The organism is Myxococcus sp. MxC21-1, from assembly GCF_032612255.1.
Lineage (GTDB): Bacteria > Myxococcota > Myxococcia > Myxococcales > Myxococcaceae > Myxococcus > Myxococcus virescens.
Genome location: NZ_CP123278.1, coordinates 6,276,043 through 6,287,938, shown reverse-complemented (window position 1 = coordinate 6,287,938; position 11,896 = coordinate 6,276,043). Strand labels below are relative to the sequence as shown.

The following is an 11,896-nucleotide window of genomic DNA, read 5'->3' as shown; positions in this document are numbered from 1 at the left end:
CTCGCGTTCAGCCATGGCCATCTCCTCCTTCGACAACTCGCCGGTCGTCGCCGGGCTCCGCTCGCACTTCGTCGTCATCGCAGGCACCTCGGGTACAGCGCGGTGAAGGAACAGCAGGGCTGGGCGCGGTGTGGCACCCAGCCCCGTGAAACTCAGAGGCCGGCCTCGAATGCGGCGCGGACTCGCTCGGTGAGGTCGGCGCCGCAGTCCTCGACGACGCGGGACTGGTAGCGCGCGGCGGCCTCGGAGGACTGGGCGTCCCCGTCCTGCGCCCACGCCCTGCTGGCGCAGTCGGCCGCCACCAGGCGCTGGAGGCACGTCGTCTCGCCGGAGGTCCAGCCGGCGTAGTTGCCACTGGCCACCTGCGCCTCGGCCGCGTCGACGCAGTCCATCGAGGCCTGCGCCCTCCGATTCTGGGCGTCGGTGAACCTGCTGGGCTTCGAGCCCGCGCACCCGGTCATCACAACCATCGTCATCAACAACAACCAGCGCATCGTCAGCACTCCAAGACTACGGGTTAGGGGAGACAGCGCGGGCGGCCTGGGCAGCACCGCCCGCGCTCACGTCACCTGCGAGGGGGAGGGCTCAGGGCGCGGACAGGTCCAGCACGTCCGTGTTCCACCGCACGGCGCCGTCAATCACCGTGAGAACCGAGCCGGTCATCGGGAGCTTGTCCGGCGTCACGGTGAAGACGTCCTGGGAGAGCACGGCGAAGTTGGCCCGCTTCCCAGCGGCGAGCACACCGATGTCCTCGCGGAGCCGCGCCTCCGCGGTGCCACGGGTGTATGCCCGCACCACCTGCTCCATCGTCAGGGCTTCGGTTGGGTTGAACGGCGCCGTCACCAGGAACATCGCGTCCAGCCACGGGGACGGGGCATGGGGTCCGAAGGCGTCCGAGCCGAGCGCGAGCGTCAGCGGCTCCAGCACCGTCACCCCGTCGTCGTCCAGCTCCGGCGTCAGTAGGGAACGGAGCTTTAGCGCGTGCGTGTGCAGGTGGCCCGGGTGCTGCTCATGCATCATGCTGGGGATGAGGAACTGGTGGGTGCCCATGCCGCTGATGGCCACCTTGAGCCGCTTCGCGCGCTTCACCTGCCCAGGGCCCGTCACGTTGAAGTGCTCGATGCTGATGCGGCCCCTCCAGTCGACGCCGGGCCGGGCCTCCAGCCGCGAGAGGATGTGCTCGATGCCGGCATCGCCAATGGCGTGCACGGAGAGCATGCCGCCGCGCTGGAGGGTGTCGTCGATGGCCCAGTCCATCTGGGCGTCGGTCAGGTTCTTGATGCCGTAGCCTGCGTTCACATCGAAGCCGGTGGGACACCACTCCGGGCGAAGGTAGGCTGCGGTGACGTAGGCGCTGCACGCCACCTGCGTCCCGTCGCTGAAGACCTTCCTGCGGATGATGCCGTCCGGCCCCGGGGCGCACTCCTTGCCCGCGCGCGTGATGATGCAGTGCGGGACGATGGCATCCGGCCTCGGGAGCTGCTGGATGACCGGCGCGAAGCGCTCGTCCTCGTCGACGAAGATGTAGTCGTGCGTCTCGCCCACGCCGACCGACTCCCCGCCGGCGACCCAGCCGCCATATTGCGAGACGTAGTGCGCATCCGGGACCATCCGGCTCAGGTGCCGGACCAGTGGCAGAATGGCGTACTCCTGGAGGACGCCCGTCAACCGCCCCGTGTCATCGCGCCCACTCCATCCGCCAAACGGGTCGGGCTGGTAGTCGCGGATGTCCGCGGCTTCGAGCGCCGTGGAGTTGGACGCGCTCGCGTGACCGCTCCACTCCAGCAGGACAACGGGGTGGCGCGTGGTGATGCCATCCAGGAGGTCGCGGGCCGTGACGCCCATGGCGTTCAGGTCCGCATAGAGCTGGCGGCCGTAGTACCCGACGATGGGCGTTCCGTCGGGCACCTGCGCCGCGCGCTCCGAAATCCAGCCCACCCATTGCTGGACGGTGGGGCCACCATCTGGCGCCCAGGTGGATGGGTGCGGACCGACAATGAACCACTCGTCCGTGAGCTGCGCCACGTGGGCGTGCGAGTCACTCAAGGTGGGGACGACCGTCATCCCCTTCAGGTCCACCCGCTTCGCGGCGGGGAACAGCAGTCGGAGGTCGCCCGTGCTGCCCGTGGCGGCGATGCGGCCGTTGCGGACGACAAACGCCTCGACGAAGGGCCGGTCGTCGCGGGCGGTGAACACCTTGCCGCCCTCGTACAGCGTGACTTGCTGGGCGGCGGCGGGGGCTGCGAGAAGACACACGAGTAGTGCTGCGAGACTCAATCGCATCGGGGGACTCCGGTTGTGATTGCTGCGTGGGGGACTGCTTGGGACGGGCGTGTCGTGCCCGTCACGCGGCCCAGGGGCGTGTCCCCGGGCGGGGACTCTCAGGCGGGCTCGTAGGTCTGCGTCTCCGGGCACCACGCCACGGGCTGGACGTTTTCGGGCAAGGCGGAGGCAGCATCCGATAGCCGGTAGAACACCGACTCGTGTCGCCCGTCGGGAAAGATGACGTCGGCCACGCTCTGGTCGTCGCCGTAGCGCGCCAGCAACAGGTGGCACGTCTCCCGGGTGATGTGCGCCACCTGGGCGCCGGCGGGGATGGTGAGTTCCGGGCCCACGCTCCCTCCTGGGCCAACGTCCCAGCCCCGAACTGGCGCCGACAGCGTGTAGAGCGGCACCTTGTGCTTGGCCAACTTCTCGCGCGTCAGGGTGGGTTGCGACATGGCTGCCTCCGTCTGGGGTTGAGACTGGTCCGGCGCTACGCGGGCTCCGTGACGCCCGCGACGACCTGCCGCGCCTCGCGCAGCATGTCCTCCAGCGTCTGGCACTCGGCGGGCGTCAACCGCACCTCCGCCAAGCTGTCGGCGTCGTCCACCTTGAGGGCGATGCGGTTGCCCGCGGGGCCCGCCTTGATGATGTCGTTGGCCTGCGTTTTAAGCTTCTTCATCCTTGCCTCCAGGTGCTGCGTGGGAAAGTCGCGGGCCCGGCCGGCCAGGGGGGAGTGAATCCGACCGGGCACCGCGTGGCGTCTACGTCACGCCGTGAGGACTGCACCGCCGGGCCCGATGCCCGGCGGGTGTGGTGAAGGGCGGGGTAGATCGGCCCACCGCCGAGAGGCGTTGGCCCGCCCGGCCACCACGAGAAGGCCCCGCCCGTGTGGGCGCGGGGGCCGCCTGATGGGAGGCGGCTGCGCGGAGAGCTGGGGCCGCAGCTCCGTCCGCGTGGTGATGCTCAGCCGTCAGAGCCCGGCTCGCGTCCGTTCTGGACAGCGAGCATTCCGCGCCGGGTAATCTCCGCGAGCAGCAGATCCCGGTTGGCCTCCATCGCCGGCGCCCACTGCGCCTTGGGCTCCTCCAGCAGCTTCTGGTTGGCCATGTCCACGGCCGCACCCAGTTCCTCGTCCGACATCAAGGAGATGGCCTTCCCCTTCCACGGACCGAAGCCACACTTCGCCGCTGTGGCCGTCTGCGGTGCGCTCGTCCCAACCGGCGCCTTCTGACGGAGTGCCAGCTCGTCGCGAATGGCATCAAGCGAGGCCCGCAGCGCCGGAGCATTGAAGATGTTGGGCTGCCGCTTGAGCATGGCCTCGCCCTCTGCCGCTGCCTCGACGAGTACTTCGGTAGCTGCCTCCGTGCGCCGCACTGCCTTGTGTTTGCCGAAGCCGATGGCATCCGTGGGCGCGCTCCCGGCGGGGGGCTCAGTGCGGCTCGCTTGTTCGGGCGGGCGTGAGTCGCGAGGGGCAGGGGAGGCGGTGCGGCGCTCGCCCTGCTCCGCCACCTGGTTCGGCTTGTCCTGCTGCGCGGAACCCTGCTTCCCCTGGGGGGCTGCTGGGGCTGCTGGCCGTTCCGTGGTTGGCTCTGTTGGCCGCCTCGCTGTTGCCCCTGGGGGCCTTGCTCGGGCTGCTGCCGGTTGCGCGACTGGCTCTGCTGCCCGCCACGTTGCTGCCCCTGCTGGCCGCCGCGCGGGTTCGCGTCGTCCTGCTCTGGGTCGTCTCCCGTGGGAATCAAGAAGAGCTTGAGCAGGGCGTACTTCGTCGCGCCCGTGAGGGCCTTGTACGTCGCCTTGTCGCCCGGGTCCTGGCCCTCGCCCAACACCTCGAAGGACAACGCCTCCCCACTCTCTCCGTCATGCAGCGTGAAGCGGACGGTCAGCGTGACGAGGCGGTCCTTCTGACGCTCCGGAGGGGACCACTTCGTGTCCACGACGGTGGGGATGAGCATGAGGGCGCGGTCCGCCATCCCCGTGCGAACAGCCGCGACGATGTCCGCCTCCGTGGCGTAGTCGTATTTGTGGAAGTTGTTACGCCCGGACTTCGGGACGTGGCCGACTGACCCCATCACCTCTGCAAGCTTCCGCACGAGACTCAGCTTCCGCAGAGGCTCCGCCGGGGGGTGATAAACGAGTCCTGCCGTTACTGACGTCATTGGTCAAACCCTCTCACTCGTATTCCTCGCCTGCGGCCTGCTCGGCCCGGCGCAGTAGCTCTCTCAACTCGGCCTCTACTTCGTCGGCCTCGTCGTCCCACTCGATGTCACCGGCGCGGTGCTTGCCGTCGTGGCCGTACCGCAACTCGCACAGCGCCCACGCGCGCTCAGGGTCTTCCGTGAAGGCGTGGCAGCGCTCGTCGAATCGCACTGCCGTTACGCCTTCTGTCCCACCCGCTCCCGTTCGGATTGGAGGGGCACCGAGCGCCAGCGGTTACCCTTCACGATGACGCTGATTGCTGACGTCGTAACGCCAAACTCTGCCGCCAGGTGCTTCAACTGGGCGTCGCCCGATGCGTACCTTGAGCGAATCGATTCGATATCGCTGACCTTCAGCTTCGCATGCGGGTGTGCTTCTCCCCGTGGTGGCTTGGCGCGACCTTTCTTGTGCATGTCGCGTGCGTTGTCCCCAGCAGTCCCGAGGAAGAGATGGTCGGGGTTGATGCATGCTCGGACGTCGCACCGGTGAAGCACGTACATCCCGTTGGCAATGGGGCCTCGATGGAGAATGTACGAAGCGACATGAGCGCCGACTGTGCGCCCCCGAAAGACGAAGCCACCGTAGCCCTTTGGGCTGCACCCACCCATCCAGAGCCAGCACCCCGTGTTCGGCTCGGGGATGGCCTTCGCCAGAAGCCGAGTCATTGATGTGTCGGAGCAATGAGGACAATGTCTGCACGTCACAGGTTCACCTCCTTCCTATGGATGTTAGAGGTTGAGTCCGACATTCAGTGGAGCCCGTGCTCCAACGCGTTGATGCGCGCCACGCCCTCGTCCCATGCGCGCGTCCGCGCGTGCCACACCTCAACGGAAAGGGCCGTGAGCAGCGCTGCCTCTTCCGCGTCCAACTCGCGCAGCACTTTGGCCTGCGCTGTCACCGTGCCCTGCAGCTCGCGCCAGCGAGACTGCGTGCTGGGCGTGCCGTCGGGACGCAGCAGCGCCAGCTCGTCTTGCGCCGCGCGATGGGCCTCGCGGGCCTGGGCCTTGCGCTCGGGGAGGGCGTCTGCCTCCTCCAGGCACTGCTGAATTCCTCCCACTTCGGACGGCCTCCACCACTTTTCCAACCGGCGCAGTCGCTTGGCCACGGCGCCCAACTCGCCCACGGCCGTCATCGCGCACCACCTTGTGCGGCTGCGTTGAGGTGGTTGAGCGCCGCGAGGACGGGGGCGAGGTCGCAGTCGCAGTCCTTCCGCTCGCGCTTGCCGCACCAGCGCCCGTGGCCCTGGTCCTCGATGGAGTTACGCACCCGGGCGTAGGCGGCCTGCAGCGACGAGTCCGTGGGCGTCGGCGTGGTGGTCATCGTGCCACCTCACGGCCCAGCGGGCGGTGCGTGCGGTACCAGCGACGCCACGCGGGCTTCGCAAGCCGCCACCCGAAGCCGAGGGCGCCCAGCCAGCCGAACGCGAGCGCCAGGCCGGCGAGGCCCAGCCACGGGAGGAGCGTGCGCAACTGCTCGGCGCGCGGCGAGCACTCCACGCGCACCGGCTCGCGCCCCTCCGCCTTGGCCTTCTCGCGCTCACGGTCGGCAATCGAGTCCAGTTCGTCGCCCACCAGCAGGGCCACCAGGGACACGGCCAGCCCTGCCACCTGGGCCAGCGCCTGGGGCAGGGGCGCCGCGCCCAGCGTCGCGTGGTGCTGGGCCACCGTGGCTCCCAGGAGGAGCGTGCCGTACACCGCGCGCTCGACCATCCAGGTGCGCACGCCGGCCGCAGCGGCGCGGGACTCGAGCGCCAGCAGTGCGCGCCTCGCCCAGGGGCCCGGGTCCTCTCGGTTGTCTACGACAAGGCGAAGCTCCGCCAGCAGCGTCATGGACGCCTCCTGCAACTCGAAGTGGGGTGAGAGGCCGGATGCGCTCCGGCGGGCGGGCCCCGCGGTGTGCGCGGGGCCGGGCCACTCAGTCGTCGTCGTCGCCGATGAGCTCCAGCAGTTCCTCGGCAGCTCGAGCCTGCCGCTTCTCGTCCTCGGTGAGCGGGGGCGGGTTCCGCCACCTCTCCAACGCTTCTTCCGCCAGCTTCGCCATCTCTTCCTGCGTCATCGCGGCCCCCTGTGCTGCGTACCTCGGCGTCCTCGCTGGCCACCCAGCTCGCGCCCGCCCATCGCCCCTCTCCCTCCCGGGAGCCCCGTCCGTCCGCCGTCCTGCGAGGACATGTTGTATTACAAGTTAGGTTTGCGTGCAAGTTGCTGACTCGCATCCATACATGTACTGTTGGGACAGGGCGACTGATAGAGGCGTCGCCGCGTTACGCACCCACACACACATGGAGAGTCAGGCATGGTGGCGGCACACGCAGCGCGACACCGGAGGACGCAGGACGTGGCTCTGTTCGAGAAGCACGACCCATCGAACGAACTCGTAGGGACGAGCGTGCGGTTCACTCGACGCCAACTGGAGGAGGCTGGAGCTGTCGCTGAACGAGAGCGGGCTGGGGGAGGGAAGTCCCCGTGGACCGGGCGAGACATTTCCCGGGATGACATCATCCGGACGGCCCTGAAGTTGTTCTTGTCGAACTATGCTTCCGAGCACGGCCCAATCCAGGTGACGGCTGAGCCGGCTCCCGCCAAGAAGAAGGCCGCCAAGAAGGGCGGGAAGACGTGAGCGCCGCCGGTCGAGGGCCGTACCTCTACGGCACGCGGGTGCGAGGGCTCGATGAGTCAGCAGGACGCGTCTATCTCTCGCACGGCGAGCACGGGGAGCCTGCCGTCCTGCAGGTACCTACGGGGCGCTCTGCGGCGTTACGGATGGCACGCGTGCAGGTGCTGGTGACGACGTTCGGCGGCGAAGGTGGCGTCGCCGTCGCTGTCCAGGGTGAGCCGCCACCCGAGGGCGTGGCGACTGGCGTCGTCAGGGACGCGTTGGAGGCTGGCGCCGACCTGCTGGACGCGCTCGAGCACCGGCCGGCCGTCGCCGGGCACCTGTCGCGGCTCCGCCCACGTGCGCGGACGGAGCCGGCACGCACGCTCCCCGTTGGCTGCCGGCGCTGGCTGTCGCCGCGGGGCTGGCCCTGCTGGTGTGGCCCGGGGCTACTGTCCACGTTCGGGTGCAGGATCCTCGACGCCCCGAGTACACCTGGGACGTGCAGGCGACGGCGGCCAACGTGGTGTACACGGACATCCTCCACGGCAGCTCGACGCCTGAGCCGTGGAGCGTTCGCAAGCGCATCGTGATGCCCGACGGCCCACTTGACGGGCAGGACACGCCACCGTGTCCCAAGGGCTACGTAGCCATCCGAGGCGGCTGCTGGGCGAAACTGGACGCCAAGGCGCCGAACTGCCCGGAGCGCTCCGTCGAGCACCAGGGCAGTTGCTACCTGCCCATCAAGGGCGAGCGCCCTGTGCCCATGTCCATCGGCCGGGAGCGTGGGCGATGACTGCGAATCTCTGCACTGCAAGCTGGCCGGGCGGCTCGTGCGACCGTCCCGCCGAAATCTCGGACCTCTGCCGGGCCCACTATGCCCAGCAGCGGCGCGGCAAGACCTTCGCTCCCCTGAAGGGCGCCCACGGCGCAGACCTCCGGGAGATGGTTCCCGTGCTCATCCGCATCCCTGCCGACGATGCGGATGTCATCCGCGCGGAGGCCGAGGCCCGAGGGGGCGATATCATTGAGGTGTACCGAGAGGCCGTGGCCGCCTTTGCGTCAGAACTGCGAAAGCGCGCCAATAGGCAGCAGACGGTAGACGCTTGACAAGCCCCCTCACCTGGGGGCACCTTGACGTGCGTAGCACCATCCTCGGACCGGCAGTAAACGGTCAGCGGCCCGAGTCCACACGACATCAAGAGCGACGCACGTACCGGTACGCTGGGCGTGTCTCGCTCCGGCACCCGACGGTGCTCCTGACCGTCGCCGTCGGCGTGCTGTTTTCGAGGTGGCGCCATGCCCGCCCAGCTCCCCATTCGCATTGAGCCGAGACGCAGGGCGCGGTGTGCCTCACTTGCTTCCGTCCAGGATTGCGACACCAATCCAAGACACCGGATTGCCTGTCGCTGACAATATTAGACAGTGCGTGGTTGGGATGTGTCTCAGGGTGAAGTCCTGCTGCTCGGGAGAGATGCCGGTTTCGCGTATTTGTCGAGAGGTGTGGCAGTCGCAGTGCGTGGGTGTCGCGTGAAATCGGCTGCGGTGGATTGAGGCGCACCTTGTGTTTCATGGAGATGGCGAATAGCGGCGCTCGGGCGAGGACAGGTGCAGTCGCCATCTCGACATTGGCAGCGGCCGTGCATCTGCTCACTCACGGCCCGGCGGTGGACGTCAGTACGTCGAGATATCTGATAGGATGTTCAGGGGTGGAAAACCAGTGATGGGCAACTGCGACAGCGGTAGCGGAGATGGGGTGGGGCTGAGAGCGCCGACCCTCACTGTGGTGCCGGAGGGGGGCCTTTGGACGGCTGTTGAGACGGCCGCCTACCTCAAGGTGTCTCCCCACTGGGTGTGGCGTCAGGTGCGAATGAACAGCGGACTCCCCTTCATTCGCCTTGGCCGGAATGTGCGATTCGACCCGAGCAAGGTTCGCGCGTGGGTGGCGTCGCGGTCGAGCGGGGGAACGCAGTGAAGCCCGGCGCCTACTTCCGGCCGAACAAGGCTGGAAAGGCCGTGCTTGCGGCCGGCAAGCGCCTCTATCGCAAGGCGCCAGACTTCGGTACCTGGTACGTGCGCTACAAGGACGCGGCCGGCGCCCTCGTTCGCGAGCCGTGCGGCGAGGCGCTGGAAGAGGCCGCGACGAAGCGGGCAATGGAGCTTCACCTCTTGGGGGAGAAGCGGCGCGCGGGGCTGGAGCCTGCGGCGTTCAACATCATCCCCTGCACGAAACTCCACTCGCAGTACCTTGAGGCCCACGCGCACCTGTCCAGTCAGGACCCGATGAAGTCGCAGATGAAGAACTGGTTTGACCCGCACTTCGGCCGGAAGCCCACGTCCGACGTTACGCCGGCGGACTGCGAGGCGCTGCTCGCGAAGGCGCGCACGGCAGGGCAGGCGGCGGCAACGGTGCGGCAGCTGCACATCCGCGGGCGCCTCATCTGGGAGTACGGCGTCAACCGACTGCGCGTCGCGCGCGAAAACCCTTGGAAGGCAGTGCCCCGGCCAGAGGTCGCCAAGAAGGATGTCCTGTTCCTGTCCCGCGAGCAGGTGGAGAGAGTGCTTGAGGCGGCCGGGCAGTTCCGACTGCTCATTCTTCTGGCGGTGCTCACCGGTGGCCGCCGTGGTGAGTTCGGCGCGCTGCGATGGAGCGACTTTCATTTCGATGAGGGGCCGACTGGCACCGTCCACTACCAGCGCAGTTGGGGGCGTGCGACGACGAAGAGCTTCAAGGCGCGCGTGGTGCCACTACATCCAGCGCTGCTGCCGGAGATTGCGGCCGCCCGCCGCACCGCGACGTCGGAGTACGTCTTCCCGGCACCTCGCAAGGGGGGGATGCGGCACGAGGCCTGGCACACGGCCAGGCTGCTGCGCAGCATCGCCAAGCGCGCAGGAGTGGAGATGCCGGAAGGCACCACCTTCCACACGCTCCGCAAGACGTTCATCACCCACCTGATTCGGGACTCGGGGGGCGACATCGCCGTCGCGCAACAGCTGGCCGGACACTCCACTCCAGCCGTCACTGCCACGTACTACGTAGGCCGTGATGTCGAGCATCAGGCCAGCCGAGTCAGCGCCCTTCGTCTGGTTTCCATTTCCGCAGTTGAGCACGCGGCGAGCACACGGGGTGCCGCCAACTCACGCAGCACACACGCAACTACTATGGAGGTCTCAATGAATCCAATGCGTTACGACTCTGAGCTTCCCCGCCGTAAGCCCAAGGCCTTCATTTTCTTGTAGAAGTGACCGCGTTCCAGGTCGAGCAACCGCGCGGCTTCTGTCACGTTGTCGTGTGTATGGGAAAGCACGTGCTGGATGATTTCCCGCTCGGCGTCTTCCACCTGCTCGCGGAACGTCCGGTCCGCGCGAGGCCGGAAGCCCACGGGCGCGGGAGGCTCGGTCGCCACCGGGGCGGCGATGGCGGGCGCGGGCGTACTGGACGCCAGGACCACGGCTGCCTCGGGAGAAGGAGGGGGCAGGGGGCTCGCGGGTGTCTCCACCGGTGCGGGCGGCGGCACGTTCCGGCCCCGGGGCAACAGCTCCAGCGCATCCGTCCGGGTGACGATGGGGCCTTCACACAGGATGGCCAGCCGCTCCACCAGGTTGCGCAGCTCGCGCACGTTGCCGGGATAGTCGTAGGCGCTCATCACCGCCAGCGCATCGGGGGACAGCGTCAGCGGCCGGCGTCCATTCTTGGCGCAGGCCTCGTCGAGGAACGTCTTGATGAGGTCCGGCAAGTCTTCGCGCCGCTCACGCAGCGGGGGCGAATGAATCTGCACCACGTTGATGCGGTAGTAGAGGTCCTCGCGGAAGCGCCCGGCGGCAATCTCCGCCTCCAGGTTCTTGTTCGTCGCCGCGACGACGCGCACGTCCACTTTGTGCGTCTCCGCGCCGCCCACGCGCTCCAGCTCGCCTTCCTGCAACACGCGCAGCAGCTTGGCCTGCATCGCTTGCGGCATGTCGCCAATCTCGTCCAGGAAGAGCGTGCCCTCGTGGGCCAGCTCGAACTTGCCCCGCCGCACGCTCACCGCGCCGGTGAAGGCGCCCTTCTCGTGGCCGAACAGCTCGCTCTCGATGAGCTCATGCGGCACCGCGGCGCAGTTGAGCTTCACGAAGGGCTGCCCCTTGCGCTTCGAGTGCTGGTGCAGCGCCCGCGCGATGAGCTCCTTGCCCGTGCCGTTCTCACCCGTAATCAGCACCCGGCCCTCGGACGGCGCGGTGCGCTGGATGAGCGAGAAGATGCGCTGCATGGCCGGTCCACTGCCGACCATGTCGTAGCGGCCCAGCTGTGCCCGCAGCTCCTGGAGCTCCGCCATGGCGGCCTGGTGCTTGAGCACGTTGCGCAGCGCCACCAGCAGCCGCTCCCGGGCGATTGGCTTTTCCAGGAAATCCCTGGCTCCCAGCTGAGTGGCCTTCACCGCGGTGTCGATGGTGCCGTGCCCGGACATCATGATGACGGGCAGCTCCGGCTTCAGCTCGGTCAGCTTCGCCAGGGCCGTGAGGCCGTCCATGTCCGGCATCTTCACGTCCATCAGCACCGCGTCCACGGGACGGGCGCTGACGACATCCAGGGCCACCTGTCCGCTGTTGGCCAGGTGCGTCTGATACCCCGCCAGTTGGAGCGACTGGCTCAGGGTGAGGAGGATGTTCTTCTCGTCATCGACGATGAGGACAGAGGCGGGCATGACGGGCTTTCCCCGAGGCGCGCCACAGGGCGCGCCACACGCGGGTCAATCGTGACAATCTCACGGAAAATATTTGGAGATTCAAGGGTTTCGGCGGCCGTGAGGGTGTCTAGAGAGGGACAAATGTTTTGACTCACCCCCGCCAGTGAGACTACACG

Annotated in this window: 16 protein-coding genes and 1 pseudogene; 4 read left to right on the top strand and 13 right to left on the bottom strand. The window is 68.0% G+C overall.

Going from position 1 to position 11,896, the window contains the following annotated elements; genetic code table 11:
• Positions 1 to 152: 152 nt before the first annotated feature.
• From QEG98_RS27640 to QEG98_RS27590, 12 genes and pseudogenes are all read right to left on the bottom strand, one after another.
• Entirely contained in the window at positions 153 to 494 is a 342-nt protein-coding gene (locus tag QEG98_RS27640; protein ID WP_316563404.1) for a hypothetical protein, read from the bottom strand.
• 91 nt (positions 495 to 585) lie between these two features.
• A complete protein-coding gene (locus tag QEG98_RS27635) occupies positions 586 to 2,283 on the bottom strand; it encodes an amidohydrolase (RefSeq protein ID WP_316563403.1) in 1,698 nt (565 codons plus the stop codon).
• 98 nt (positions 2,284 to 2,381) lie between these two features.
• Positions 2,382 to 2,720: a hypothetical protein gene (locus QEG98_RS27630; RefSeq protein WP_316563402.1), complete on the bottom strand. Its 339-nt coding sequence runs from the start codon at positions 2,718 to 2,720 to the stop codon at positions 2,382 to 2,384.
• 35 nt (positions 2,721 to 2,755) lie between these two features.
• Positions 2,756 to 2,944: a hypothetical protein gene (locus QEG98_RS27625; RefSeq protein ID WP_316563401.1), complete on the bottom strand. Its 189-nt coding sequence runs from the start codon at positions 2,942 to 2,944 to the stop codon at positions 2,756 to 2,758.
• A 284-nt stretch (positions 2,945 to 3,228) separates the two neighbouring features.
• On the bottom strand, positions 3,229 to 3,774 hold the full coding sequence (locus tag QEG98_RS27620; RefSeq protein WP_316563400.1) for a hypothetical protein: 546 nt from the start codon (positions 3,772 to 3,774) through the stop codon (positions 3,229 to 3,231).
• Between the two features lie 182 nt (positions 3,775 to 3,956).
• Positions 3,957 to 4,334: pseudogene (locus tag QEG98_RS42250) on the bottom strand (ERF family protein); the annotation flags it as partial.
• Positions 4,335 to 4,434: 100 nt separating this feature from the next.
• Positions 4,435 to 4,632 carry a hypothetical protein gene (locus QEG98_RS27615; protein ID WP_316563399.1) on the bottom strand — a complete coding sequence of 66 codons (198 nt, stop codon included), beginning with the start codon at positions 4,630 to 4,632 and terminating at the stop codon, positions 4,435 to 4,437.
• 5 nt (positions 4,633 to 4,637) lie between these two features.
• On the bottom strand, positions 4,638 to 4,874 hold the full coding sequence (locus QEG98_RS27610; protein ID WP_316563398.1) for a hypothetical protein: 237 nt from the start codon (positions 4,872 to 4,874) through the stop codon (positions 4,638 to 4,640).
• 335 nt (positions 4,875 to 5,209) lie between these two features.
• Positions 5,210 to 5,593: a hypothetical protein gene (locus tag QEG98_RS27605; RefSeq protein WP_316563397.1), complete on the bottom strand. Its 384-nt coding sequence runs from the start codon at positions 5,591 to 5,593 to the stop codon at positions 5,210 to 5,212.
• Positions 5,590 to 5,781, bottom strand: coding sequence for a hypothetical protein (locus QEG98_RS27600; RefSeq protein WP_316563396.1), 192 nt, complete (start codon positions 5,779 to 5,781; stop codon positions 5,590 to 5,592). Before QEG98_RS27600 ends, QEG98_RS27605 begins: the two co-directional genes overlap by 4 nt.
• Positions 5,778 to 6,290 carry a hypothetical protein gene (locus QEG98_RS27595; protein ID WP_316563395.1) on the bottom strand — a complete coding sequence of 171 codons (513 nt, stop codon included), beginning with the start codon at positions 6,288 to 6,290 and terminating at the stop codon, positions 5,778 to 5,780. Before QEG98_RS27595 ends, QEG98_RS27600 begins: the two co-directional genes overlap by 4 nt.
• An 85-nt stretch (positions 6,291 to 6,375) precedes the next feature.
• Entirely contained in the window at positions 6,376 to 6,516 is a 141-nt protein-coding gene (locus tag QEG98_RS27590; RefSeq protein WP_316563394.1) for a hypothetical protein, read from the bottom strand.
• Positions 6,517 to 7,519: 1,003 nt separating this feature from the next.
• Between QEG98_RS27590 and QEG98_RS27585 the strand changes: the two genes are divergently transcribed.
• The 4 genes from QEG98_RS27585 to QEG98_RS27570 all read left to right on the top strand — a co-directional run bounded on the left by QEG98_RS27585 (position 7,520) and on the right by QEG98_RS27570 (position 10,293).
• Positions 7,520 to 7,849 carry a hypothetical protein gene (locus tag QEG98_RS27585; RefSeq protein ID WP_316563393.1) on the top strand — a complete coding sequence of 110 codons (330 nt, stop codon included), beginning with the start codon at positions 7,520 to 7,522 and terminating at the stop codon, positions 7,847 to 7,849.
• On the top strand, positions 7,846 to 8,163 hold the full coding sequence (locus tag QEG98_RS27580) for a hypothetical protein (RefSeq protein ID WP_316563392.1): 318 nt from the start codon (positions 7,846 to 7,848) through the stop codon (positions 8,161 to 8,163). Before QEG98_RS27585 ends, QEG98_RS27580 begins: the two co-directional genes overlap by 4 nt.
• A 589-nt stretch (positions 8,164 to 8,752) precedes the next feature.
• Positions 8,753 to 9,028 (top strand): helix-turn-helix domain-containing protein, encoded by a 276-nt coding sequence (locus tag QEG98_RS27575; protein ID WP_306440810.1) that lies wholly within the window; start codon positions 8,753 to 8,755, stop codon positions 9,026 to 9,028.
• Entirely contained in the window at positions 9,025 to 10,293 is a 1,269-nt protein-coding gene (locus QEG98_RS27570) for a site-specific integrase (protein ID WP_316563391.1), read from the top strand. Before QEG98_RS27575 ends, QEG98_RS27570 begins: the two co-directional genes overlap by 4 nt.
• Here QEG98_RS27570 and QEG98_RS27565 read toward each other — a convergent pair.
• Complete coding sequence (locus QEG98_RS27565; RefSeq protein WP_011555124.1) at positions 10,242 to 11,738, bottom strand: sigma-54-dependent transcriptional regulator; 1,497 nt, start codon at positions 11,736 to 11,738, stop codon at positions 10,242 to 10,244. The genes QEG98_RS27570 and QEG98_RS27565 overlap by 52 nt on opposite strands.
• Positions 11,739 to 11,896: the final 158 nt, after the last annotated feature.

Bases quoted from the DNA above. Each gene is read 5' to 3' on its own strand.
- QEG98_RS27590 (WP_316563394.1), bottom strand. From the start codon at position 6,516: ATGACGCAGGAAGAGATGGCGAAGCTGGCGGAAGAAGCGTTGGAGAGG.
- QEG98_RS27600 (WP_316563396.1), bottom strand. From the start codon at position 5,781: ATGACCACCACGCCGACGCCCACGGACTCGTCGCTGCAGGCCGCCTAC.
- QEG98_RS27630 (WP_316563402.1), bottom strand. From the start codon at position 2,720: ATGTCGCAACCCACCCTGACGCGCGAGAAGTTGGCCAAGCACAAGGTG.
- QEG98_RS27625 (WP_316563401.1), bottom strand. From the start codon at position 2,944: ATGAAGAAGCTTAAAACGCAGGCCAACGACATCATCAAGGCGGGCCCC.
- QEG98_RS27605 (WP_316563397.1), bottom strand. From the start codon at position 5,593: ATGACGGCCGTGGGCGAGTTGGGCGCCGTGGCCAAGCGACTGCGCCGG.
- QEG98_RS27640 (WP_316563404.1), bottom strand. From the start codon at position 494: ATGCGCTGGTTGTTGTTGATGACGATGGTTGTGATGACCGGGTGCGCG.
- QEG98_RS27595 (WP_316563395.1), bottom strand. From the start codon at position 6,290: ATGACGCTGCTGGCGGAGCTTCGCCTTGTCGTAGACAACCGAGAGGAC.
- QEG98_RS27580 (WP_316563392.1), top strand. From the start codon at position 7,846: ATGACTGCGAATCTCTGCACTGCAAGCTGGCCGGGCGGCTCGTGCGAC.
- QEG98_RS27635 (WP_316563403.1), bottom strand. From the start codon at position 2,283: ATGCGATTGAGTCTCGCAGCACTACTCGTGTGTCTTCTCGCAGCCCCC.
- QEG98_RS27565 (WP_011555124.1), bottom strand. From the start codon at position 11,738: ATGCCCGCCTCTGTCCTCATCGTCGATGACGAGAAGAACATCCTCCTC.
- QEG98_RS27575 (WP_306440810.1), top strand. From the start codon at position 8,753: ATGTTCAGGGGTGGAAAACCAGTGATGGGCAACTGCGACAGCGGTAGC.
- QEG98_RS27610 (WP_316563398.1), bottom strand. From the start codon at position 4,874: ATGCACAAGAAAGGTCGCGCCAAGCCACCACGGGGAGAAGCACACCCG.